Annotated in this window: 20 protein-coding genes; 14 read left to right on the top strand and 6 right to left on the bottom strand. The window is 73.1% G+C overall.

Features of this window, described 5'->3' with window-relative positions; genetic code table 11:
- Nucleotides 1–6: 6 nt before the first annotated feature.
- Nucleotides 7–579 (top strand): GIY-YIG nuclease family protein, encoded by a 573-nt coding sequence (locus tag ACPYN7_RS11520; protein ID WP_058872950.1) that lies wholly within the window; start codon nt 7–9, stop codon nt 577–579.
- 145 nt (nt 580–724) lie between these two features.
- On the opposite strand, the gene ACPYN7_RS11515 is transcribed toward ACPYN7_RS11520, so the two are convergent.
- Complete coding sequence (locus tag ACPYN7_RS11515) at nt 725–1,519, bottom strand: IclR family transcriptional regulator domain-containing protein (RefSeq protein WP_424347746.1); 795 nt, start codon at nt 1,517–1,519, stop codon at nt 725–727.
- A 191-nt stretch (nt 1,520–1,710) separates the two neighbouring features.
- Here ACPYN7_RS11515 and ACPYN7_RS11510 point away from each other — a divergent pair, with 191 nt between their 5' ends.
- The 8 genes from ACPYN7_RS11510 to ACPYN7_RS11475 all read left to right on the top strand — a co-directional run bounded on the left by ACPYN7_RS11510 (nt 1,711) and on the right by ACPYN7_RS11475 (nt 8,377).
- Nucleotides 1,711–2,931 carry a CaiB/BaiF CoA transferase family protein gene (locus ACPYN7_RS11510; protein ID WP_424347745.1) on the top strand — a complete coding sequence of 407 codons (1,221 nt, stop codon included), beginning with the start codon at nt 1,711–1,713 and terminating at the stop codon, nt 2,929–2,931.
- Nucleotides 2,931–3,749, top strand: coding sequence for a citryl-CoA lyase (locus tag ACPYN7_RS11505; protein ID WP_058872947.1), 819 nt, complete (start codon nt 2,931–2,933; stop codon nt 3,747–3,749). Before ACPYN7_RS11510 ends, ACPYN7_RS11505 begins: the two co-directional genes overlap by 1 nt.
- A gap of 34 nt (nt 3,750–3,783) precedes the next feature.
- Complete coding sequence (locus tag ACPYN7_RS11500) at nt 3,784–4,764, top strand: extradiol ring-cleavage dioxygenase (RefSeq protein WP_082696929.1); 981 nt, start codon at nt 3,784–3,786, stop codon at nt 4,762–4,764.
- A complete protein-coding gene (locus tag ACPYN7_RS11495) occupies nt 4,761–5,126 on the top strand; it encodes a hypothetical protein (RefSeq protein ID WP_058872946.1) in 366 nt (121 codons plus the stop codon). The genes ACPYN7_RS11500 and ACPYN7_RS11495 overlap by 4 nt, the downstream gene beginning before the upstream one ends.
- Before the next feature lie 30 nt (nt 5,127–5,156).
- Entirely contained in the window at nt 5,157–5,687 is a 531-nt protein-coding gene (locus ACPYN7_RS11490; protein ID WP_424347744.1) for a DoxX family membrane protein, read from the top strand.
- A gap of 72 nt (nt 5,688–5,759) precedes the next feature.
- On the top strand, nt 5,760–7,217 hold the full coding sequence (locus ACPYN7_RS11485; protein WP_424347743.1) for an amidohydrolase family protein: 1,458 nt from the start codon (nt 5,760–5,762) through the stop codon (nt 7,215–7,217).
- A 71-nt stretch (nt 7,218–7,288) separates the two neighbouring features.
- Nucleotides 7,289–8,125 carry a hypothetical protein gene (locus ACPYN7_RS11480; RefSeq protein WP_424347742.1) on the top strand — a complete coding sequence of 279 codons (837 nt, stop codon included), beginning with the start codon at nt 7,289–7,291 and terminating at the stop codon, nt 8,123–8,125.
- A 57-nt stretch (nt 8,126–8,182) separates the two neighbouring features.
- On the top strand, nt 8,183–8,377 hold the full coding sequence (locus tag ACPYN7_RS11475; RefSeq protein WP_424347741.1) for a hypothetical protein: 195 nt from the start codon (nt 8,183–8,185) through the stop codon (nt 8,375–8,377).
- A 76-nt stretch (nt 8,378–8,453) separates the two neighbouring features.
- Here the strand turns inward: ACPYN7_RS11475 and ACPYN7_RS11470 are convergent, their stop codons facing one another.
- Nucleotides 8,454–10,262, bottom strand: coding sequence for a flavin-containing monooxygenase (locus tag ACPYN7_RS11470; protein ID WP_424347740.1), 1,809 nt, complete (start codon nt 10,260–10,262; stop codon nt 8,454–8,456).
- Between the two features lie 166 nt (nt 10,263–10,428).
- On the opposite strand from ACPYN7_RS11470, the gene ACPYN7_RS11465 reads away from it, so the two are divergent.
- Nucleotides 10,429–11,496 (top strand): GAF domain-containing protein, encoded by a 1,068-nt coding sequence (locus tag ACPYN7_RS11465; protein ID WP_424347739.1) that lies wholly within the window; start codon nt 10,429–10,431, stop codon nt 11,494–11,496.
- A gap of 180 nt (nt 11,497–11,676) precedes the next feature.
- Here ACPYN7_RS11465 and ACPYN7_RS11460 read toward each other — a convergent pair whose 3' ends face one another.
- The 3 genes from ACPYN7_RS11460 to ACPYN7_RS11450 all read right to left on the bottom strand — a co-directional run bounded on the left by ACPYN7_RS11460 (nt 11,677) and on the right by ACPYN7_RS11450 (nt 13,594).
- Nucleotides 11,677–12,087, bottom strand: coding sequence for a VOC family protein (locus ACPYN7_RS11460; RefSeq protein WP_058872939.1), 411 nt, complete (start codon nt 12,085–12,087; stop codon nt 11,677–11,679).
- A 132-nt stretch (nt 12,088–12,219) separates the two neighbouring features.
- Nucleotides 12,220–12,858, bottom strand: a complete 639-nt coding sequence (locus tag ACPYN7_RS11455) for an HD domain-containing protein (RefSeq protein WP_424347738.1) — start codon at nt 12,856–12,858, stop codon at nt 12,220–12,222.
- A gap of 82 nt (nt 12,859–12,940) precedes the next feature.
- Nucleotides 12,941–13,594, bottom strand: a complete 654-nt coding sequence (locus ACPYN7_RS11450) for a maleylpyruvate isomerase family mycothiol-dependent enzyme (protein ID WP_424347737.1) — start codon at nt 13,592–13,594, stop codon at nt 12,941–12,943.
- Between the two features lie 108 nt (nt 13,595–13,702).
- On the opposite strand from ACPYN7_RS11450, the gene ACPYN7_RS11445 reads away from it, so the two are divergent.
- The 4 genes from ACPYN7_RS11445 (at nt 13,703) to ACPYN7_RS11430 (ending at nt 19,699) form a co-directional block, all read left to right on the top strand.
- Nucleotides 13,703–14,842 (top strand): metallophosphoesterase family protein, encoded by a 1,140-nt coding sequence (locus ACPYN7_RS11445; RefSeq protein ID WP_058872928.1) that lies wholly within the window; start codon nt 13,703–13,705, stop codon nt 14,840–14,842.
- Nucleotides 14,839–17,469 carry an AAA family ATPase gene (locus ACPYN7_RS11440; RefSeq protein WP_424347736.1) on the top strand — a complete coding sequence of 877 codons (2,631 nt, stop codon included), beginning with the start codon at nt 14,839–14,841 and terminating at the stop codon, nt 17,467–17,469. The genes ACPYN7_RS11445 and ACPYN7_RS11440 overlap by 4 nt, the downstream gene beginning before the upstream one ends.
- Before the next feature lie 178 nt (nt 17,470–17,647).
- The gene (locus tag ACPYN7_RS11435) at nt 17,648–19,234 is read left to right on the top strand and encodes an S-layer homology domain-containing protein (protein ID WP_424347735.1); all 1,587 of its coding nucleotides are present in this window, start codon (nt 17,648–17,650) and stop codon (nt 19,232–19,234) included.
- A 102-nt stretch (nt 19,235–19,336) separates the two neighbouring features.
- Nucleotides 19,337–19,699, top strand: coding sequence for a hypothetical protein (locus ACPYN7_RS11430; RefSeq protein ID WP_424347734.1), 363 nt, complete (start codon nt 19,337–19,339; stop codon nt 19,697–19,699).
- A 12-nt stretch (nt 19,700–19,711) separates the two neighbouring features.
- Here ACPYN7_RS11430 and ACPYN7_RS11425 read toward each other — a convergent pair whose 3' ends face one another.
- Nucleotides 19,712–19,993, bottom strand: a complete 282-nt coding sequence (locus ACPYN7_RS11425) for a dihydrofolate reductase family protein (protein WP_424347733.1) — start codon at nt 19,991–19,993, stop codon at nt 19,712–19,714.
- Nucleotides 19,994–20,015 lie beyond the last annotated feature (22 nt).

Genomic DNA, 20,015 nt, shown 5'->3' with positions numbered 1-20,015 from the left:
TGGCCCGTGAGCACGCAGCTCCCTGAGCCCGGCCTGGCCGGACTGCCGCTCAGCACGCCGCTGGAGGCCGAGGTCTACCGCTCCCGCGGCGTCTACGCCTGGTGGCTGGACACCGCCCGCTCCCCCTCCCCGGAGGCCGCGGGGCTGCGGCTGCCCGAGGTGCCGCGGCTGCGGCACGCCTCCGGCCGCGCCGAGCTGCTCTACGTGGGCCGCGCCCGGCGGGACCTCCACAAGCGGATCACCGGCCAGCACCTGCGGCGCACCCGCTCCTCGGCGCTGCGGCGCACGCTGCTGGCCGTGCTCCTGCCCGGGGACCCCTCCTGGCGGGCGGGCGCGGCCGTGGACGGGCGGGGCCGGGTGGTCCTCGACGCGGAGCACGAGCAGCGGCTCACCGCCTGGATGCAGGAGCACCTGCTCCTCGGCTGGGCGCGGTGCGAGACGAAGGACGAGGTCGACGCCCTCGAGCAGCGCTGGATCGCCGTGCACCAGCCGGTGCTCAACACCGAGGCCACCAGGCACGGGCCCGAGCTGACCGAGCTCAAGCGGGTCTTCCGCGAGGGCCTGCCCGTCCGGACCTGAGGCTCCTGAGGAGCGGCCCGGCAACGGCGCAGGACCGGCGCTCAGCCGGACAGCCCTGACGGGCGAGCCCGGCCGGTGCGCCGCGCGGCCGGCGGAGTCGCGGGCACCGGCCCGCACTCAGCCGGGTCGGGGGGACCTCCCGCGCTCAGCCGTCGCGGCGGGGACGCCGGCGCCAGGCGGCCCAGTCCGCGGAGATCGCGTCCGCGGTGCGCAGCAGGTGGGGCAGGTACTCGTCGGTGAGCGTCTCGAGCGGGGTCTCCGCGGCGTGGACCGTGATGTTGACGGTGGACTCGACCCGCCCGGACTCGTCCGTGACCGGCGCGGCGATGGAGCGGACCCCGGGGGCGAGCTCCTCGTCGGCCACGGCCCACCCCCGCTCCCGCACGAGCTCGAGCTCCTCGAGCAGCCGCGCACGATCCACGGGACGGGTCCGGACGGAGGACCGGGACGGCGTGTCGAGCGCGGCGTGCACGTCCGCGGCCTCGAGCCCCGCGAGCAGGACCTTGCCCTGGGAGGTCACCGCGGCGGGGAACCGGGTGCCGAGCTCCACGCGCAGGGCGATGATCTTGGGCACGGAGACCCGCGCGGTGTAGACGATGTCGGCGCCGTCGAGCTGGGCCATGGAGGAGGACTCCCCCGTCCTGCCCACCAGCGCCTCCAGGTGGGGCCTGGCGATGTCCCAGAGTCCCAGGGAGTCCACGTAGGACATCCCGAGGTCGACGACGCGGACGGTGAGCTGGAACTCCCGGTCGACCTGCCGGACGAACCCGAGCTCCTTGAGGGTCAGCAGCAGCCGGTGCGCCGTGGGCCGGGCCAGCCCGGTCGCCGAGGCCACCTCGGTCAGCGACATCCGCGGCCGGTCGGCGCCGAAGGCCTGGATGACGTCCAGCCCCCGGGCGAGCGCCTCGACGAAGCCCGCGGTCTCGCTGCGACCCGACATGTCCGCCCTCTTCCGTCCGTGGTGCCGCGCCCCCGGTGAGCGGCGCAGCCACCAGTCAGTGTAGGCACCCGCACACCGGACGCCTGTCGCTCGCAATCAACCCTTGACACGTCACCGAACATGGACGAGAGTGATCTCCAACATAACGGACATCTATCCGCATAGCGGACACCAGACTTTCGGAGGCGCTCGTGAACAGCACCGAGGACCCGCCCGCCGGGACGGCCCGCCCGCTCGAAGGGGTGGTGGTCGCCGACTTCTCCCGCGTGCTGGCCGGCCCGTACGCCACGATGCTGCTGGCCGACCTCGGGGCCGAGGTGATCAAGGTGGAGGGCCCCGGCGGGGACGACACCCGCACGTGGGTCCCGCCGGTCCGCCCGGACGGGGTCTCGACCTACTACACCGCGATCAACCGCGGCAAGAAGTCCGTGGTCCTGGACTTCACGGACGCCGACGACCTGGCCACGGCCCAGGCCCTGGCCCGGCGGGCCGACGTGGTGATCGAGAACTTCAAGCCCGGCGGCCTGAAGCGCTTCGGCCTGGACTACGCCGCGGTGGCCGAGGCCAACCCGGCGGTGGTCTACTGCTCGATCAGCGGCTTCGGCTCCGCGGAGGGTGCCTCGCTGCCGGGGTACGACCTCATCGTCCAGGCCATGTCCGGTCTGATGAGCCTCACGGGTGATCCGGACGGATCGCCGTTCCGGGCGGGGATCAGCGTCTTCGACGTCATGGCCGGGCTGCACTCCACCATCGCCGTCCTGGCCGCCCTGCGCCACCGGGACGCCACCGGGACCGGTCAGCACCTCGAGGCCAGCCTGATGGCCTCCGCGATGAGCGGGCTGGTCAACCAGACCGCCGCCTACGTGGCCGGCGGGGTGGTGCCGCATCGGATGGGCAACGCCCACCCCAGCCTCTTCCCCTACGAGCCGCTGCCCACCGCCGACGACGACCTCATCGTCACCGCGGGCAACAACGCCCAGTTCCGCAGGCTGTGCACGGCGCTGGGCATCCCCGAGGTCGCCGAGGACCCCCGGTTCGCCGAGAACGGCGACCGCACCGCGAACCGGGAGCAGCTGCGCCCCCTGCTCGTGGAGCAGCTGCGCAAGCACCCCGCGAAGCACTGGTTCGCCGAGCTCAACGAGGTCGGCGTGCCCAACGGTCCCATCAACACGATCGGGCAGGGCGTGGAGTACGCCAAGGAACTCGGCCTGGAGCCGGTGGTGAGCGCCGGGACGGGCGACCGGGCGGTGCCGGTGGTGCGCCACCCGGTGACGTTCTCGGCCACCCCGCCGCGCTACGACCTGGCCCCGCCCGAGCTGGGCGAGCACACCGACCAGGTCCGCGCCTGGCTCAGCACGCCGGAGGCCACCCCGACCACCGCCACGACCACCGTTCCGCGGAAGGAGTCCTGATGACCACCGAGCCCGAGCCGGCACTGCGCTTCCCCACGTCCCTGGGCACCTCCAGCGCCACGGAGATCCGGCTGCTGGGCCAGGACCTGGCCCAGGACCTGATGGGCAAGGTCGGCTTCGGCGAACTGGCGTTCTGGCTGGTCGCGATGCGCCGGCCCACCGCCGGCGAGGTGCGGGTCTTCGAGTCCGTGCTCGTCGCCCTGGCCGACCACGGCTTCACCCCCACCGCCATCGCCGCCCGCGTCACCTATCTCAGCGCCCCGGACTCCGTGCAGGGCGCGATGGCGGCGGGTCTGCTCGGGGGCGGGTCCCGCTTCCTGGGGGTGACCGAGGACTGCGGGCAGTTCCTGGCCGCCACCCTGGCCGCCCGCGAGGGCGAACTGCCCGGCACCGACGCGGAGTGGGACGAGATGGCCGCGAAGGCCATCCGTGCCCAGAAGGCGGCCGGGAAGTTCGTGCCCGGCCTGGGCCACCCCAACCACAAGGATGGCGACCCGCGGACCCCGGTGCTCATCGGCATCGCCGAGGAGGAGGGGCTGCGCGGCCCGCACCTGCGGCTGTTCGAGGCGATCGGGCGGATGAGCGGGCCGGTCCTGGGCCGGCGCCTGCCGCTCAACGGTGCCGGGGTCTGCGGGGCGGCCCTGGCCGACCTGGGCCTGCCCACCGACCTGCTGCGCGGCTTCGCCCTGCTGGCCCGCTCGGCCGGGCTGCTGGGCCAGATCGCCGAGGAGAAGCGCCACCCGATCGCCCAGGACATCTACACGGCCGTGGACCGCCACGCCGTCTACGTCGAGCCCGGCGAGACCCCGAACGCCTGAGACCCCGAACCACCCGAGCAGGAGAAGACGACCGATGGCTGATCTGACGGCCGTGCTGGCCAGCACGCACCACCCGTTCTACCTCCGGGCCACCACCGACCACTCCGAGAACCGGATGCCGCAGGCCGACGAGTGGCAGCGCAAGGTCGAGGCCTACCGCGACACCCTGACGGCCGCCGAGCCGGACGTGCTGGTGATGGTCGGCGCCGACCACTTCCACCAGTTCTTCCTGGACAACTACCCGACCTTCCTGATCGGCAAGCAGGAGAAGTACGACGCGACCTTCTACAACGAGGTCCGTGAGTTCGGGCTGCCCGAGTACCTGCTCGACGGCGACGTGGAGCTGTCCAACCACCTGCACGAGGAGCTGCTGGAGGCCGGCTTCGACTTCTCCTTCAGCCACGAACTGAAGATCGACCACTCCATCGTCTGCCCCATCATCACCGTGCGCCCGGAGGCCGATCTGCCGGTGGTGCCCATCTACACCAACATCTTCGCCCCGCCCCTGCCCTCCCCGAAGCGGTTCTGGGACCTCGGTCGGGCCATCCGCAGGATCATCGACGCATGGCCCTCCGACAAGAAGGTCGCCGCCATCGGCACCGGCCACCTGTCCCTGGAACTGGGCGGGCCCCGGATGTTCGGCGAGCACGGCCCGGACCCGGCGTTCGACGCGAAGGCCATCGAGTGGCTGTCCACCGGCAACATCGAGGCGATCCTGGCCGACGTCACCCACGAGTCCATGGCCGCGGCCGGCAACGCCACCCACGGGTTCATGGACCTGATCCTCATGATGGGCATCGCCGGCCCCGAGGAGGCCGACTACGTGGACCAGCTGGACCTCTTCCACACCCGGGAGATGTTCATGACCTGGTACCCGGGCAAGACCGAGCAGCAGGCCGCCGCGGCGGCCCGGGCCGCCGCGTCCTCCGGGGCCGTCCTCGGTCCCGTCCGCGCCGGGCAGGACACCGGGCAGGACTCCGCGAAGGACTCCGTGAAGGAAGGTGCGTCGGCATGAGCAAGTACTACGTCAACAAGTTCCTCTACACCGTGGACCGCGACCCCGCCTGGGTCGCCCGGTACAAGGCGGACCCGGCGGCCGCGATCACCGCGTGGGAGGAGGAGGTCGGCACCTGGCTCAATGCCGCGGAGAAGACCTCGTGGCTGTCCTTCACCGAGGACGAGCGCCGGGCCCTGGAGACCTACGACTACGAGTGGCTGTTCGCCTACGGCGCCCACTTCTTCCTCTACCTCACCCTGTTCATCGGCCTCTTCGACGAGGACTGGGCGCGGGAGTTGGGCCCGCTGTCCTACCAGCGGAACTGGGCGAAGCGGCTCGAGGCCTGGACCGGCAAGCCCTATCCCTCCGTGGCGCTGTAGGCGCCCGGACGGTCGTGAACGGAGGTCGTCATGGACGAGGGCATCCTGCTCCTGCGGGTCCTGCTGGGCCTGGTCCTGCTGGCCCACGCCGCGCAGAAGTCCCTGGGCTGGTTCCAGGGCCTCGGGCTGTCGGTGATGGCCGGGGCCTTCGAGTCCCTGGGACTGCGTCCGGGGCGGCCCATGGTGCTGATGGCCAGCATCACGGAGGCCCTGGCCGCGGTCTCCCTGCTGCTGGGCCTGCTCACACCGCTGGGCGCCGCGGCCGCCGCCGGGACGATGGCCGTGGCCGGCGCCACCTCCCAGCTCAGCGCAGGCTCCTTCTGGAACGCCCGGAAGGGCGGTGAGTACCCCTACGTGCTCGCCGTCGCGGCCCTCGTCCTGGCCTTCACCGGCGCCGGCGCCTGGTCCGCCGACGCGTGGCTCGGCGGCGCCGCTCCGGGACTGGCCCCGTTCCTCGGCGGCACGGGGATCGGCGCGGCCGCGTTCCTGCTGGCCGCCGTCGCCGCGCTGCTCTTCCTGTGGGTCGTCCTCCGCCGCAGCCCCGCGGCGCCCCCGGGGTGAGCCCAGCCCGTCCACCCGTCCTGCAGCACCCACCAGCATCCACCACCAGCACCCACCACCCAGGAGTCGACCGTGACCGCTGAAACCCGCACACCCGCCCCCGGCCAGCCCGTCGTGTTCCGCCACGGCACCGTCCTGACGATGGACGCGTCCAAGCGGGTGCTCACCGACGCCGACGTCCTCGTCGTCGGCGAGAACATCGAGGCCGTCGGCCCCGCCCTGGAGGTGCCCGAGGGCACGTTCGAGATCGACGCCGCCGGGGGCGTGATCATGCCCGGGATGATCGACACGCACCGGCACATGTGGCAGACCGCGATGCGCGGCTACGGGGCGGACTGGACGCTCACCCAGTACTTCGTCTGGTACTACCTCGAGCACGGGACCGCGTTCCGCCCCGAGGACATCGCGGCGGGCAACCTGCTCTCGGCCTACGACGCCCTGGACGCCGGTGTGACCACCAGCGTGGACTGGTCCCACGGGCTGAGCACCATCGACCACGCCGAGGCCGCGCTGGAGGCGCTCGAGGGGACAGGCGGGCGATTCGTCTTCGCCCCCGGCAACATCTTCGCCGGGCCCTCCGAGTGGACCGCCTCCGCGGACTTCAAGAACTTCGTGGAGCGGCGCAACCCGCGCTCCGACATGCTGAAGTTCCAGCTGGCCTTCGACGTCACCGGTGACCCGTCCTTCCCGGAGAAGGGCGCCTTCGAGGTGGCCCGGGAGCTGGACCTGCCGGTGACCACGCACGCCGGGGTCTGGGGCGCCACGAACGACGACGGCGTGCGGCTCATGCACGAGCACGGCTTCATGACCCCGGGCACGGTCTACGTCCACGCGGCGACCCTCAGCCACGACTCCTACCAGCGCATCGGTGCGACCGGCGGGTCCGTGTCCCTGTCCACGGAGAGCGAGCAGAGCTGCGGGCAGGGCTACCCGCCGTCCTGGGTGCTGCGCCAGCACGACATCCCGATGTCCCTGTCGATCGACACCAGCGTGTGGTTCAGCAGCGACCTGTTCGTGGCGATGCGCGCCACCCTCGGCGCCGACCGCTCCTACGAGCACCTGCGCGCCCACGAGGCCGGCGAGACCGTGACGCACTCGGCCCTGCGCGCCGAGCACGTGGTGGACTGGGCCACCCGCGGCGGGGCCACCGCGCTGTCGCTGGACCACGCGGTGGGCAGCCTCGAGCCGGGGAAGAAGGCCGACGTGGTGCTCATCAAGAACGACGCCTCGCCCGCGTCCTTCCCGATGCTCAACCCCTACGGCCACGTGGCCCTGCAGGCCGGCCGTGGTGACGTGCACACGGTCCTGGTCAACGGCCGGACGGTCAAGCACGAGCACCGCCTGCTCGACGTCGACCTGCGGTCACTGCGCTCGAAGGTCGAGGCCACCGTGGAGCACCTGCGCGCCACCCTCGGCGAGGAGGCCTGGGAGAAGGGGATGAACCCCGACATCCCCGAGACCAGGATCCTGGACAACCCGTACATGTACACCGACTACCGGGACGCCTCCACCCACGCGAAGGCGACCTGACGGGCCCCGCGACGCCCAGGACGCGGCGGTAGAATGGGCGGCCAGGAAGCACGTGGTCGTCGGGGGCCGTCATGAAGAACACCGGGAGCAGCAGCGGCGCCACCGTGTGGGTGGTCCTGATCGCCGTGGTGGTCTTCTTCGGCCTGTTCCGGTTCCTGCTCCTCGGCGGCGCCGCCCTTCTCGGCCTGGCCCTGGCCGGGCTGCTGGTCTGGCTCAGCGCCGGCTTCATCACGAGCCGGACCCGCGCCACCCGGCAGACCGCGCCGACCGACGACGACGCCGACGCCGACGACGACGACGAGCAGCCGGCCGGTCCCCGCTGGTCCGGGCAGCCGTCCGCGGAGGAGGCCCGGGCGGCCGGGGCGTCCAACATGCGCACGGCCTGGATCTCGTGGCACCTCCGCTCCCTGCCCCGGCCGGAGGAGAGCAGGGACGCGCGGCTCCTCACCGGGACCCTCTCCGTGGTGCCCCAGGCGGACTGGGACGCGGACCGGCTCCGGCAGCACGGCCGGGCCCTGTGGTCCCTGCGCGGCAGCGCGCGACGCCACGGCCTCATCGACCAGGTGGACGCCCGCCTGGACCGGGTGGTCGCGATGATCTCCGACGCGACCGACGAGGAGTTCGACACCAGCCTCGGCCAGGTCAACGACCAGTACCTGTACCACCCGGACCGGGCCGTCCGCACCGCCTACCTGGAGGGCGGCGCGCTGGGCGTGGAGCACATCATGGACGCCGTCACCGCCGCCCGGGCCCAGGCCCGCGAGGACGCCGCCACGAGAGCCGCCGCGGAGTCCCTCGCGAAGCAGCGAACCGCCGCACTGCGCGCCCTGCGGGAGACCCGCCGGCCCACCGAGGACCGGGACGCCCGCGCCGCCTGGGAGGAGGAGGCCCGGAAGCTCGAGGAGTGACCCGGCAGCATCGGGCCGATGGTGGTGCCCCTGGAAACGCAGAGGCGAGTGACTCCTATGGACAAGAAGACGCCCCGGTACAGGGTCGGCCTCACTCACGCCTTCGACGAGCTGGTGACGCCGAACTCTGACGGCACCTACAGCATTCGCCTTCCGAGCGAAGGGAATCGCGTCATCGTGGTGCCCTCGAGGTCGAAGGCCGAGATCATCGCCGAGGCCGAGGCGTTGCGGATCAAGCTTTCCGCCGCCTGACAGAGCCCAGCACCCGACGGCGGAGCGTCGGCACGGGTGATCCCTTCCGGCGCCCCGCCGTCGCGCCGGGTCGGCGTCACCGGGGGTGGTGGGACTCCTCGAGCTCGAACACCGGCGTGGGCATACCCTCCATCCGGGCCTTGAGCTGCAGGGCGAGGTACTTGGAGTAGTGCCTGCTCTGGTGCAGGTTTCCGCCGTGGATCCAGAGGTTCTCCACGTTGGTGGGCTTCCACATGTTCCGCAGCTCGCCCTCCCAGGGCCCGGGGTCCCGGGTGGTGTCCGAGCCGTAGCCCCAGCACTTGCCGACCCGGTCGGCGACCTCCGGGGAGACGAGGTCCGCGAGCCACTCGTTCATGGACCCGTACCCGGTGGCGTAGACGACCAGGTCCGCCGGCAGCTCGGTCCCGTCGTCGAGGACCACCGCGTCCTCCGTGAGGTGGTCGACCTGGCCGGAGACCAGCCGGACCCGCCCGTCGATGATCAGCTGCGAGGCGCCCACGTCGATGTAGTACCCGGAGCCACGGCGCAGGTACTTCAGGAACAGCCCGGAGCCGTCCTCCCCGAAGTCGAGATCGAAGCCGGACGACTCCAGCGCCGCGTAGAAGTCCTCGTCCCGGCGGGCCATCTCCTCGAACGCGGGCCGCTGGACGTCCGGCAGGACCCGGTACGGCCACGACGCGAACAGCATGTCTGCCCGGTCCGTGGTGATGCCGGCCTCCAGCGCCTCCTCCGAGTAGAGCGGTTTCAGAACGAGGTCCATGAGCGACTCGCTGCGGGAGATGTGAGTGGAGGAGCGCTGGACCATGGTGACCTCGGCCCCGTGCTCCCAGAGGTCGGCGCAGATGTCGTGGGCGGAGTTGTTGGACCCGATGACCACGGCCCGCTTGCCCGCCCAGTCGTCGCCGCCGGCGTGGGCGGAGGAGTGGTGCTGTGCGCCACGGAAGACGTCCGCACCGGGGAACTCGGGGATCCTCGGGTACCCGGAGACGCCCAGTGCGAAGACGAGCTGAGTGGGGTGCAGGGTGATCTCCTCGCCGTCGCGATCGACGACGACGGTCCAGGTCCCCGTCTCCTCGTCCCACTCCGCCGACCGGCACTCGGTCTTCGCCCAGTAGTTGAGCTCCATGATGTCGGCGTAGTGCATGAGCCAGTCGGCGATCTTGTCCTTGGCGGGGAACACCGGCCAGTCGTCGGGGAACGGCAGGTAGGGCATGTGGTCGTACCAGACGGGGTCGTGCAGGTGCAGGGACTTGTAGCGGTTGCGCCAGGCGTCTCCGGCCTTCTCGTGCTTGTCCACCACGATCGTGGGGATGCCGAGGCGCTGCAGCCGGGCGGCCAGGCCGATGCCGCCCTGTCCGCCGCCGACGACGAGGCAGTACGGCTGCTCGGTCCGGCCGAGGGCCTCCTCCCGCGCCCGGCGCCGCTCCAGCCAGGTGGTGCGCTCCCGGGTGATCTCGTGGACGACGCCGCGGTCCCGGCGCGGCCCCTTCTGCTCCTCGAACCCGCGCAGGTCCTGCAGCGTGGTCAGCAGGGTCCACGCCTTCCCGTCGCGCAGCCGCAGATAGCCCCACCCGGACCCGGCGGAGGTCTCGAAGCGCACCCAGCACTCGGTCACCCCGTCCGCCGTGGTGGGCTCACCCTCGACCTCCCACCCAGAGGGCCGGACGTGCGGCAGGGTCTGCGCGAGCATCCGGCAGATCTGGTCGCGGCCCTCCAGGGTCTTGAGGTTCCAGGTGAACGCCAGGAAGTCGCGCCAGAAGCCGTCCTCCTCGAACAGCGCCGCCGCCGCGTCCGCGTTGCCGGCCGTGAGGGCTTCCTCGAGCGAAGCCAGCCAGGTGCGGGCGATGTCAGTCCCGGCGCGCACGCCGGTGTCGGTCTCGGTCATGGTTCCTCCTCGATGTACGCCGGACGCCCCGTGGCATAGGCTCCGATGTGATGCGTGTCACCACTGTGGGGCCGTGGGGGTTTCCTCGGCGTTGCATCGGGGACGAGCGCAGAGGACGGAGGAGCGCGCTGTGGACAGCTGCGGATCGACGAGGACACCGGAACGGGTGCGTTCCGCCTGGGAGCGGTGCGCCGCCCGCGGCATGTCCCGCGACCTGGACGGCCCGCGGGAGGTGCTCCCGGACCACGAGATCGAGCACCAGCGGACGCTCTCACCGCTGGGGTCGCACGTCGACCTCGTCGCGGATCTCCTGGGCGTCGCCCGTGACACCGCGGAAGCCCGGGTCGCCGTCCTCACGGGACCCGATGGCACGGTGCTGTGGCGGCGCGGGGGACGCTCACCGCTCGGGCGCGCCGACAGGCTCGGCTTCGTCGAGGGCGCCGGCTGGGACGAGCACGGCGTGGGCACCAACGCGATCGCCCAGGCGCTGCGCAGCGGGGCCGCGGAGGAGCTGCGCGGAGCCGAGCACTTCGCCCGGTCCCACAGCGACTGGGACTGCACGTCCGCCCCCGTGCGTCACCCGGGCAGCGGAGAGGTGCTCGGCGTCATCGACCTGTCCGGGCCCCGAGGCAGCGCCACCCCGGACACCAGGGTTCTGGTCCGCTCGGCCGCGCGGGTCGTCGAGACGCTGCTCACCGCCCAGACGGCCTCTGGACACCCCGCTGGCACGACCGGCACGCCGCCCCTGGAGCTGCGCCTGCTCGCCGAGCCGGCCATGGCCCGGGTGGGCGGCGGGGACTGGTTCCCCCTGCCGACGCGGTCGGCGGAGATCCTCGCGCTGCTCAGCCTGCGCGAACGCGGGTGGAGCGCCGAGGAGATGGCCTACGAGCTCTACGGCGAGCACGGCACACCGGGGACGGTCCGCACGGAGATCCACCGGGTCCGCCGCCGGCTCGGGGCGGTGATCACCACCGGGCCCTACCGGTTTGCCGACCCGGACGCAGTCACCAGCGACGTCCTGCGGCTTCGGGCCGCGCTCGAACAGGGCGAAGTCGCCCGGGCGCTGAACATCTACCGGCAGCCGCTGCTGAGGTCCTCTGACCTGCTCACCATCGAGGAGTGGCGGTCCGCGCTGGACCGGGAGACCGCGGAGGCCGTGCGGCGCAGCGGCGATTCCCGGTTCGAGGCCCGCTGGTCCCACACCGAGATGGGGCACGCCTACCGGCGCGGATGAGCCGGGGCGGAGGCACGACGGCAGCTGGCGGACCGGCCGGATGCCGGCGATCCCCCGCACCGTTCACGGCCCGGTGAACGTCGGTGAATCCGGTGAATCTTGTGAATGCTGCTCCGGGGCGGGGTTCCGGCCTCAGCTCTCCGGCCACGGAGCGTCCGGTCTCGTCGTTCGGGGCGCGCCTCACTCCCGGGCCGTCAGGAGCGGGTCCATCCACACGATGTTCCACCGGTGGCCGTCCGGGTCGGCGAACACCCGGTGGCTCGTGTAGCTGTCGTCCTTCCGGTGCCCCGCGGTGGCGCCGGCGGCGACCGCCCGCTCGACCAGGACGTCGACGTCCTCGGGGATGTCGACGAGCAGGGCGAAGCTTCCGCTCACCGTGCGGCGGGGATCCGCGAGCTCCTGGTCCTCGCCGACGGCCTGCTGCATGAACCGCCGCTCGACGAGCGTGACCCCGAAGTCCTCGCCGAGGTCCAGGACCATGCTGTGCCCCTCGGCCAGGCCGGGCGCCGTCCGCCAGCCCAGGGCCTGGTAGAAGGACCGTGAGCGCTCCAGGTCGGCGACGGGGACGTGGGGAAAGAACTTGTACGCCACGGGAACTCCTGGAGCATCGACGGGCCGGGGTTCCATGCTCCTCCTGCCCTCCGATCGGCACAACGGTGCGACCGCGCGGCGGCGAGCCCGCAGGCGCCGGGGCCTCCGCCGGGCTGCGGAGGCCCTCGGCGCTCACTCGGGCCAGGCGTTCTCCTGGATGACGCGCACGAAGTCCTCCCGGTGGAAGTCCGGGTCGAAGTGGGCGAGCACGTCGTCGTTCATGGTGCCGAAGGTGGTGTCGGGACGGTCGGACATGCCGTCGTAGAACGCGCGGAGGATCTTGTTCTTGAAGTCCGGCCGGGGGTGCGCGGCGACGACCTCGGCGCGGTGCTCCTCGGAGATCTGGTCCAGGTCCAGGCCCAGCACGTCGGTCTCCACGCCGAGGGTGACCACGGCGACCTCGGGCTCCAGGTGCAGCGGGATCTCCGGGGTGGTGTGCAGGGCAATCGCCAGCCACACCCGGCGGGCCTCCGCCGCGGAGCGTCCGTGGTCCCGCAGGAACGCCTGCGCCGCCGCGGCGCCGTCGATCTCGAAGCGCTGGTTCTGGGTGCGGTACTCGTCGGTGAGGCCGAGGTCGTGGAACATCGCCCCCACGTAGGCGAGCTCCGGGTCCACCTCGAGCCCGCGCGCGGCGGACTTGAGCATGCCGAAGAGGAAGACCCGGCGGGAGTGGTTGAACAGGCTCTCGTCGGCGGCCCGGCGGACCAGCTCGGTGGTCTCGCGGACGAGGGCGGAGTCCGGAACGGTGATGCCGGCGATGGTCTCGGCCAAGGTGTCTCCTCTGCTCGGGTGTGTGGTGTCGTGCGGAACCGGCGCGCGGCCGGTCCTCTCCTCACTCTCTCAGGTTGCTCGCTCAGGCGGGCGAGCAGCGGGACCGCAGGATCGAGATGCCCTCGCCGGTCAGGTCGTCGCAGTACGCCGCGCGGCCGGCCATCGCCATGACGATCGCCAGGGTGGGCCCGCTGACCAGGGGCCCGGATCCGGACTCGAACGGGCCGTCGGTCGCCACGAGATGCAGGCCCTGGGCGGCGCTGCGGCTGGGCACCGCGAAGTCCTTGCGCACGAAGAACCGTGCCACCGCGGTCACGGTGTCGACCGGGGGCGTGCGCTGCAGGCCGAGCGGGCGGCGGACGTCCTGGCCGTGCACGACGACCTCCCCCAGCCACGCCGCGGTGTCCTTGGAGGGTGCCACGGTGCTGCCGACCACGGCGCGGAAGCGCCGGAGCGTCTCGGCCGGGGTGGCGCCCCGGTGCTCCTCGAGCCGCCGCTGGTTGTGCAGGTCGAAGTCGAAGCGGGCCCCCAGCACGCTCCGGAGCCAGCGGAGCCGGCCGGTGCTCGCGGCCGCGGTGAGGTGGGCGACGACGTCCTCCACGGTCCACCGACCGCACAGGGACGGCGCCGCCCACTGCGCGCGGTCCAGGCCGGCCAGGTCCTCGGCCAGGCGTGCGCGCTCGGCGTGGACGGCCGCCCACAGGTCCTTCCGGCTGCTCGGCTCCATGTGCCCCATCGAAGCACACGCCGGGGTGCCGGGGCCTGCGGTGTCCGCCGGTGCCGATAGCGTGGCAGAGGAGCCGCACCCCCCAGGACAGCACCCCCGACCGCACGAGGAGCCTCGATGACGAGCATCCGTTTCCTCCACACGAGCGACTGGCAGCTGGGCATGACCCGGCACTACCTCGAGGGCGAGGCCCAGTCCCGGTACACCGGCGACCGGGTCGAGACGATCCGCCGCATCGGGGAGCTGGCCCGCGCCCGGGACTGCGCGTTCGTGCTGGTGGCCGGCGACGTCTTCGAGCACGCCAACCTGAGCCGGCGGGACGTGGGGCGCGCCCTGGACGCCATGGGCTCGGTGCAGCTGCCGGTGTACCTGCTGCCCGGCAACCACGACCCCCTCGGGCCGGGATCCCTCTACGCCCAGGAGGCCTTCCTCGGCGCGAAGCCGGAGAACGTGGTCCTCCTGGACGAGGTGGGCCCGTGGCCCGTCGCCGAGGGCGTCGAGCTGGTGGCCGCGCCCTGGCGCAGCAAGCGCCCCGACGCGGACCCGGTCGCCCCGGCCCTGGAGGGGCTGGCGGCGGACGGGACGCTGCGCGTCGTCGTCGGCCACGGAATGCTCGACGAGCTCGACCCCGACCGCACCTCCCAGGTCACCGTGCGCCGCGCGCCCCTGGACGAGGCGCTGGCCGGTGGGCTGATCCACTACGTGGCGCTCGGCGACCGGCACATCCGCTGGCCCGAGGACGACCGCGGCGCGATCCACTACTCCGGCACCCACGAGTCCACGGGCTTCCGCGAACCCGGCCGCGGACACGTCCTCGAGGTGGCGCTGGACGGCTCCGGCGCCCGGGTGACCTCCCACGAGGTGGGGCGGTGGGAGCACCGGGTGCTCGAACGCCAGCTCGACGGCGCCGGCGACGTCGAGGCGCTGCGGGCCGAGCTCGCCGCGCTCACCCCGAAGGAGCGGATCATCCTCAAGACCGTGTTCACCGGCACCCTGAACCTCTCGGAGTCCGCGGAGCTGGACCTGCTGCTCGAGCAGCAGGCCGAGGTCTTCGCGAGCCTCAACGCGTGGGAGCGGCACACCGACCTCGCGGTGGTCCCGGACCAGCACGAGTTCGAGGACCTCGACGTCGGCGGGTACGCCGCCGAGGCCGTCACCGAGCTGCGCGAGCTGGCCGCGTCCGAGGGCGAGGACGCGCCCGCCGCCGGGGACGCCCTCAGACTCCTGTACCGACTCGTGGGAGGACCTGCCCGATGAAGCTGCACCGTCTCCGGCTGGAGAACTTCCGCGGCGTGACCGCCCGCGAGGTCGAGTTCCCCGACGCGGGGGTCGTCGTGCTGACCGGCCGCAACGAGATCGGCAAGACCTCGATGATCGACGCACTGGACGCGCTGATCGAGCTCCCGGACAACAGCAAGCACAAGAAGATCACCGGGGCGAAGCCCGCCGGCCGGGACGTGCCCGTCCTCGTGGAGGCGGAGTTCTCGATCGGGCCCACCCGGGTCGTCTACACCAAGCAGTGGCTGAAGCGGCCGTCCACGACCCTCCGCCACGTGGGCGGGGACGGCCGCACGCTCACCGGCCGCGAGGCCCACGACGCCGCCGAGCAGCTGTGGGGCGGAGCCGACACCGCGCTGTGGAAGGCCCTGCGCTTCATGCAGGCCGGCGGGCTGACCCAGAACGCCCTCACCGACAGCGCGGCGCTGCGCCGGGCCCTGGAGTGCCACGCCGGCCAGGCCCAGGGCGACGACCGCGAGGTCGCCTCCCTCTTGGAGCGCGTGCGCGCCGAGTGCGACAAGTACTGGACCTCGACCCGGAAGAAGAACGCCCGGTTCGTCCAGGCCGAGACGGACTGCCGTGCGGCCGAGACCGCCGCCGCGGAGACCGCCGAGGAGCTGCGGGACATCACGGTGGTCGAGGAGGAGCTGGCGGAGCTCACCGAGGTGATCGCCGCCACCGGCCGGAAGCTCGGCACCGCCCGCGCGGAGAAGACGGAGCTGGACCGGGCCGCCGGGGAGATCGAGGCCGTCCAGCGGCAGCGGCAGGAGGCGCAGCGCCGCCGGGACGCGGCCCGGGCCGAACTGGACCGGGCCGGCGAGCGCTCCGCCCGGCGCGCGGAGCTCGTGGCCGCGCTCACCGCCGACGAGGAGCGCAGCACGGCGCTCGCCGGGGACCTGCTGGCCTGCGAGCAGGAGCTCGCCCCGGTGCGCGAGCACGCCGAGGAGGCCGAGGAGCGCCGGGCCGCGGCCCAGGCCGCGGTGCAGGAGGCCCGCGCCGCCCACCGGTCCGCGCGGGAGGACCGGAAGCACCTCGACGACGTCGAGCGCCACCGCCGCGCGCTCGAGATCCTGGACTCCCTCGAGGCGGTCCGGGCGCAGCTGGCCGAGCTGGGTTCCCGCCCCGGCACCGAGATCGACGAGGAGATCGTCGACGAGCTCGAGCGGGCCGAGCGGGCGGCGGAGAGGGCCGAGGCGGAGCTGGCGGCCGGCAGCGCCCGGGTGGAGCTCACCGCGCTGGGCCGCGCACGCCCGATCGTGCGCGGCGGCGAGACCGAGGAGGTCGGCCCGGAGGAGCCGTGGTCCGTGCCGGTGACGGACGAGGTCGAGGTCGAGATCCCCGGCGAGTGGCGGGTGCGGGTCCTCCCGGAGCAGGGCATCGAGACCCGACGGGACGCCGCCCGCACCGCCCGCGAGCGGTGCGCCGCGCTGCTGGCGCGGCACGGCGTCGGGTCGGTCGCCGAGGCCCGCGCGGAGTGGCGCGAGGCCCAGGAGCTGGCGCAGCAGGTGCGCGAGGCCGCGGCCCAGCGCGACCGCCTGCTCGGCGGCGAGGACGAGAGCCGCCTGCGGGACGACCGGGACCGCCTCGCCGCCGCGATCGAGCAGTACGGCGGCCGGCGCGACGACGCGGTGCCGCTGCCGGCGACCGCAGCTGCCGCCCAGGAGACGGTGGAGGCCGCCGAGGCCGCCCTCACCGAGGCCGAGGACGCCGTGCACCGCGCCGAGGCGGCCGCCGAGGCGGCCCGGTCCGCCCTGCAGTCCGCCCAGACCACGCTGCACTCCCTCCAGGGCGCCGCGCTCGAGCAGGAGCGGGCCCTCACCGCCGGCAGGGCCCGGCTCGAGGACGCCCGCCGCGAGCTGCCGGACGAGGACCTCGACCGTGCCGCGACCGCGGCGGCCGAGGCGCTCGCCACGGTCCAGGAGGAGATCGAGGCTCACGAGGCGGCCCTCGCCGGACTCGACGCCGACCGGGTGCTCGGGGACCGGCAGCACGTCGCGGACGAGATCGAGGGGCTCGAGACGCTGCTGGCCGAGCGGCGGGGCCGCCACAACTCCCTGCAGGGCCGGCTCGAGGGCATGGGCCGGGACCGGGTGCAGCTGGCCCACGACCAGGCCGGGACGCGGCTCGAGGCGGCCCGGCGCCACCTCGCCGGGGTCGAGCGACGGGCCGAGGCCGCCCTGCTCCTGGAACGGACCCTGCTGGAGCACCGCGAGCGCGCCCACGCCCAGTACGTCCAGCCGTTCCGCACCGAGGTCGAGCAGCTGGGCAAGGCGGTCTACGGACCGGACTTCGAGGTCCTGGTGAGCGGGTCCCTGGAGGTCGAGCAGCGCAAGCTCCACGGCGACTGGCTGCCGTTCTCCGCCCTCTCGACCGGGGCCAAGGAGCAGTTGGTGATCCTCATCCGGCTCGCCACCGCCCTGCTCGTGGACCCGGAGGACGGCGTGCCGGTGCTGCTCGACGACGCCCTGGGCCACTCCGATCCGCAGCGGCTCCGCCGGCTCGCCTCGGCCATCACCACCGCCGGGGAGCGGACCCAGGTGATCGTGCTGACCTCGAACCCCGAGCGCTTCGTGAACCTGCGGGAGGCCCACCGGATCGAGATGTGAGCCCGGCCGGAACCACCACGAGTCGGGCGCTCGGGATCCCGGGCCCACCGGTGCGTTCCCGGGTGCCTCTGTCACACAGGGACGGCTCGAGGCGCGGCTCGGTATGATTTGCATCAGTACTCGCCGGCCCTCGCAGCACGTCCGCGGTCGGTGCCCCTGCCGGCAAGGAGTCGCGGACATGGTGCGTCCCGGATTTCGTCTCGTCCGCTCGGTCCTCGGAGTGCTGGTGGCCCTGGTGCTGCTGGGCGCCGCCGGTCTCGCCCAGGCCGGCACGGCTCCGGTGCGCGCCCAGGCGCCGCCGGGGGCTCCGCAGGTCGTCCCGCTGAGGGTGCCGCAGGCCGAGCACGGCGGGGCGGTTCCGTTCGCGGACGTGCCCACCACCCACGATTTCTACGAGGAGATCTCCTGGCTGGCCCAGACCGGGATCTCCACCGGCTGGTCCGGGCCCGACGGCACCCGGCTCTTCCGCCCCTACCAGCCCGTGCTGCGCGACCAGATGGCCGCCTTCCTCCACCGTCTCGACCCGCTCCTGCCGGGCCGGGGCGTCCCGACCGCTGAACTCGGCACCGGCTACGAGGCGGCCTACGCGGTCCGGACCGACGGCACCGTCTGGGCCTGGGGCGGCAACTACGCCGGTCAGCTGGGCAACGGCACCACGACGAACTCCTCTTTCCCCGTCCAGGTCGCCGGGCTCTCCGACGTCGAGAGCCTGGCAACGGGCGGTGCCTCCGTGTTCGCCCTCACGGCCGACGGCGCCGTCTGGGCGTGGGGCGGGAACCACGCCGGGCAGCTCGGGATCGGCACCACGGCGGGCTCCCCCGCCCGGGTCAGCGTCCCCGTCCGGGTCACGGGACTTCCCGGGGTCGAGAGCCTCGCGACGAACGGACGCTCCTCGTATGCGGTGACCACGGACGGAACGGTGTGGGCCTGGGGCTCGAATGCCTTCGGCGAGCTGGGCAACGGCAGCACGACGAACTCCTCCGTCCCGGTCCGGGTCACGGGACTGCCCGGGGTCGAGAGCCTGGCGGCGAGCGGTGCCTCCGCGTACGCCCTGACCACGGACGGAACGGTCTGGGCCTGGGGCTACAACAGGAGCGGTGAGCTGGGGAACGGCACCACGACGAACTCCTCCGTCCCGGTCCGGATCGCCGGACTGTCCGGGGTCGAGAGCCTCACGACGGGCGGTTCCTCGGTCTACGCGCTCCGCTCGGACGGCACGGTCCGGGCCTGGGGCGGCAACCACGCCGGTCAGCTGGGCAACGGCACCACGACGAGCTCCTCCGTCCCCGCCCAGGTCACCGGGCTCTCCGGGGTCGAGAGCCTCGCGGCAGGCCTCGCCTTCGCGCAGGCACTGACGGAGGACGGCACGGTCCAGGCCTGGGGCGGCAACTACGCCGGTCAGCTGGGCAACGGCACCACGACGAACTCCTCCGTCCCGGTCCGGGTCACCGGGCTCCCCCAGGTCGAGAACGTCGCGGTGAACGGCTCGTCCGCGTACGCCGTCACGGCGGACGGCACGGCCTGGGCCTGGGGTCTGAACGGATTCGGGCAGCTCGGGGACGGCACCACGACGAACTCGTCCGTCCCGGTGCAGGTCGCCGGCCTCCCCCCGGTCCGGGAGCTCGAGCCGATGCACCTGGCCGCGCACGCGCTCACGCAGGACGGCACGGTCTGGGCCTGGGGCCGGAACCAGGTGGGGCAGCTGGGCACCGGCACCACGGCGGACTCCCCCGTCCCGGCCCGGGTGAGCCGGATCAACGGCTGACCTGTTGCGTGCGGCGCACCGCCCACCGGGCGGCGGCGCGTCACGCGGATCCGGAGGAGTCCCCCACCGGGCGAGCCTCCAGGAGCCCACGAACATGGTCCGGTGCAGCCGGTCCACGTGCTGATGGGAGATCTGCACGGCCGTTGCAGCGTCGCGTGCGGCCAGTGCCCGGACCAGCCCGATGTGGTCGTGGTTCGACACGTGCAGCTGCTCGATCAGGTAGGGGATGACGTAGCCGTACAGCTGCTCGAGCACCTTCAGGTACTCCGCCGTGGCCGTCCCGACGGCGGCGACCTCCGCGACGGAGCGTCCGCGTCGCCTGACCAGCACCCCTCCGATCCGCAGCGGCTCCGCCGGCTGGCCTCGGCCATCACCACCGCCGGGGAGCGGCCCCGGGTGATCGTGCTGACCTCGGACCCCGAGCGCTTCGTGAACCTGCGGGAGGCCCACCGCATCGAGATGTGAGCCCCCTCGGGGTCAGGAGGTCGGCCCTCCACCCGAGGGCGCCATCGGACCCACCACGCGGTAGGTCGCACAGACGAACGCGCGATTGCGGGCCACGTCCGTCAGCTCCAGGTCGAAGCGGCGGGGGAACAGGGGGCGGCCGGCCCCGAGGGTGACCGGCGCGATGGAGACCATTAGCTGGTCCAGGAGTCCGGCCTCGGCGAACTGGGCGGCCAGGTCGCCGCCGCCGACGACCCCGCGGCACGGGGATCCCTGCCGTGGCCGGTGCCCGAGCGGCTGTTCACCCTCCATCATCGTCGGTCGCCGGTGACGCACA

Origin of the sequence: Kocuria sp. CH-021 (assembly GCF_049716185.1) — a bacterium.
Classification (GTDB): Bacteria; Actinomycetota; Actinomycetes; order Actinomycetales; family Micrococcaceae; genus Kocuria; species Kocuria cellulosilytica.
This window is presented reverse-complemented; position numbering and strand designations above follow the sequence as displayed.

Coding starts and splice junctions, on each gene's coding strand:
- ACPYN7_RS11515 (WP_424347746.1), bottom strand. CDS start 1,519: ATGTCGGGTCGCAGCGAGACCGCGGGCTTCGTCGAGGCGCTCGCCCGG.
- ACPYN7_RS11505 (WP_058872947.1), top strand. CDS start 2,931: ATGACCACCGAGCCCGAGCCGGCACTGCGCTTCCCCACGTCCCTGGGC.
- ACPYN7_RS11500 (WP_082696929.1), top strand. CDS start 3,784: ATGGCTGATCTGACGGCCGTGCTGGCCAGCACGCACCACCCGTTCTAC.
- ACPYN7_RS11495 (WP_058872946.1), top strand. CDS start 4,761: ATGAGCAAGTACTACGTCAACAAGTTCCTCTACACCGTGGACCGCGAC.
- ACPYN7_RS11490 (WP_424347744.1), top strand. CDS start 5,157: ATGGACGAGGGCATCCTGCTCCTGCGGGTCCTGCTGGGCCTGGTCCTG.
- ACPYN7_RS11480 (WP_424347742.1), top strand. CDS start 7,289: ATGAAGAACACCGGGAGCAGCAGCGGCGCCACCGTGTGGGTGGTCCTG.
- ACPYN7_RS11475 (WP_424347741.1), top strand. CDS start 8,183: ATGGACAAGAAGACGCCCCGGTACAGGGTCGGCCTCACTCACGCCTTC.
- ACPYN7_RS11470 (WP_424347740.1), bottom strand. CDS start 10,262: ATGACCGAGACCGACACCGGCGTGCGCGCCGGGACTGACATCGCCCGC.
- ACPYN7_RS11450 (WP_424347737.1), bottom strand. CDS start 13,594: ATGGGGCACATGGAGCCGAGCAGCCGGAAGGACCTGTGGGCGGCCGTC.
- ACPYN7_RS11445 (WP_058872928.1), top strand. CDS start 13,703: ATGACGAGCATCCGTTTCCTCCACACGAGCGACTGGCAGCTGGGCATG.
- ACPYN7_RS11440 (WP_424347736.1), top strand. CDS start 14,839: ATGAAGCTGCACCGTCTCCGGCTGGAGAACTTCCGCGGCGTGACCGCC.
- ACPYN7_RS11435 (WP_424347735.1), top strand. CDS start 17,648: ATGGTGCGTCCCGGATTTCGTCTCGTCCGCTCGGTCCTCGGAGTGCTG.
- ACPYN7_RS11425 (WP_424347733.1), bottom strand. CDS start 19,993: ATGATGGAGGGTGAACAGCCGCTCGGGCACCGGCCACGGCAGGGATCC.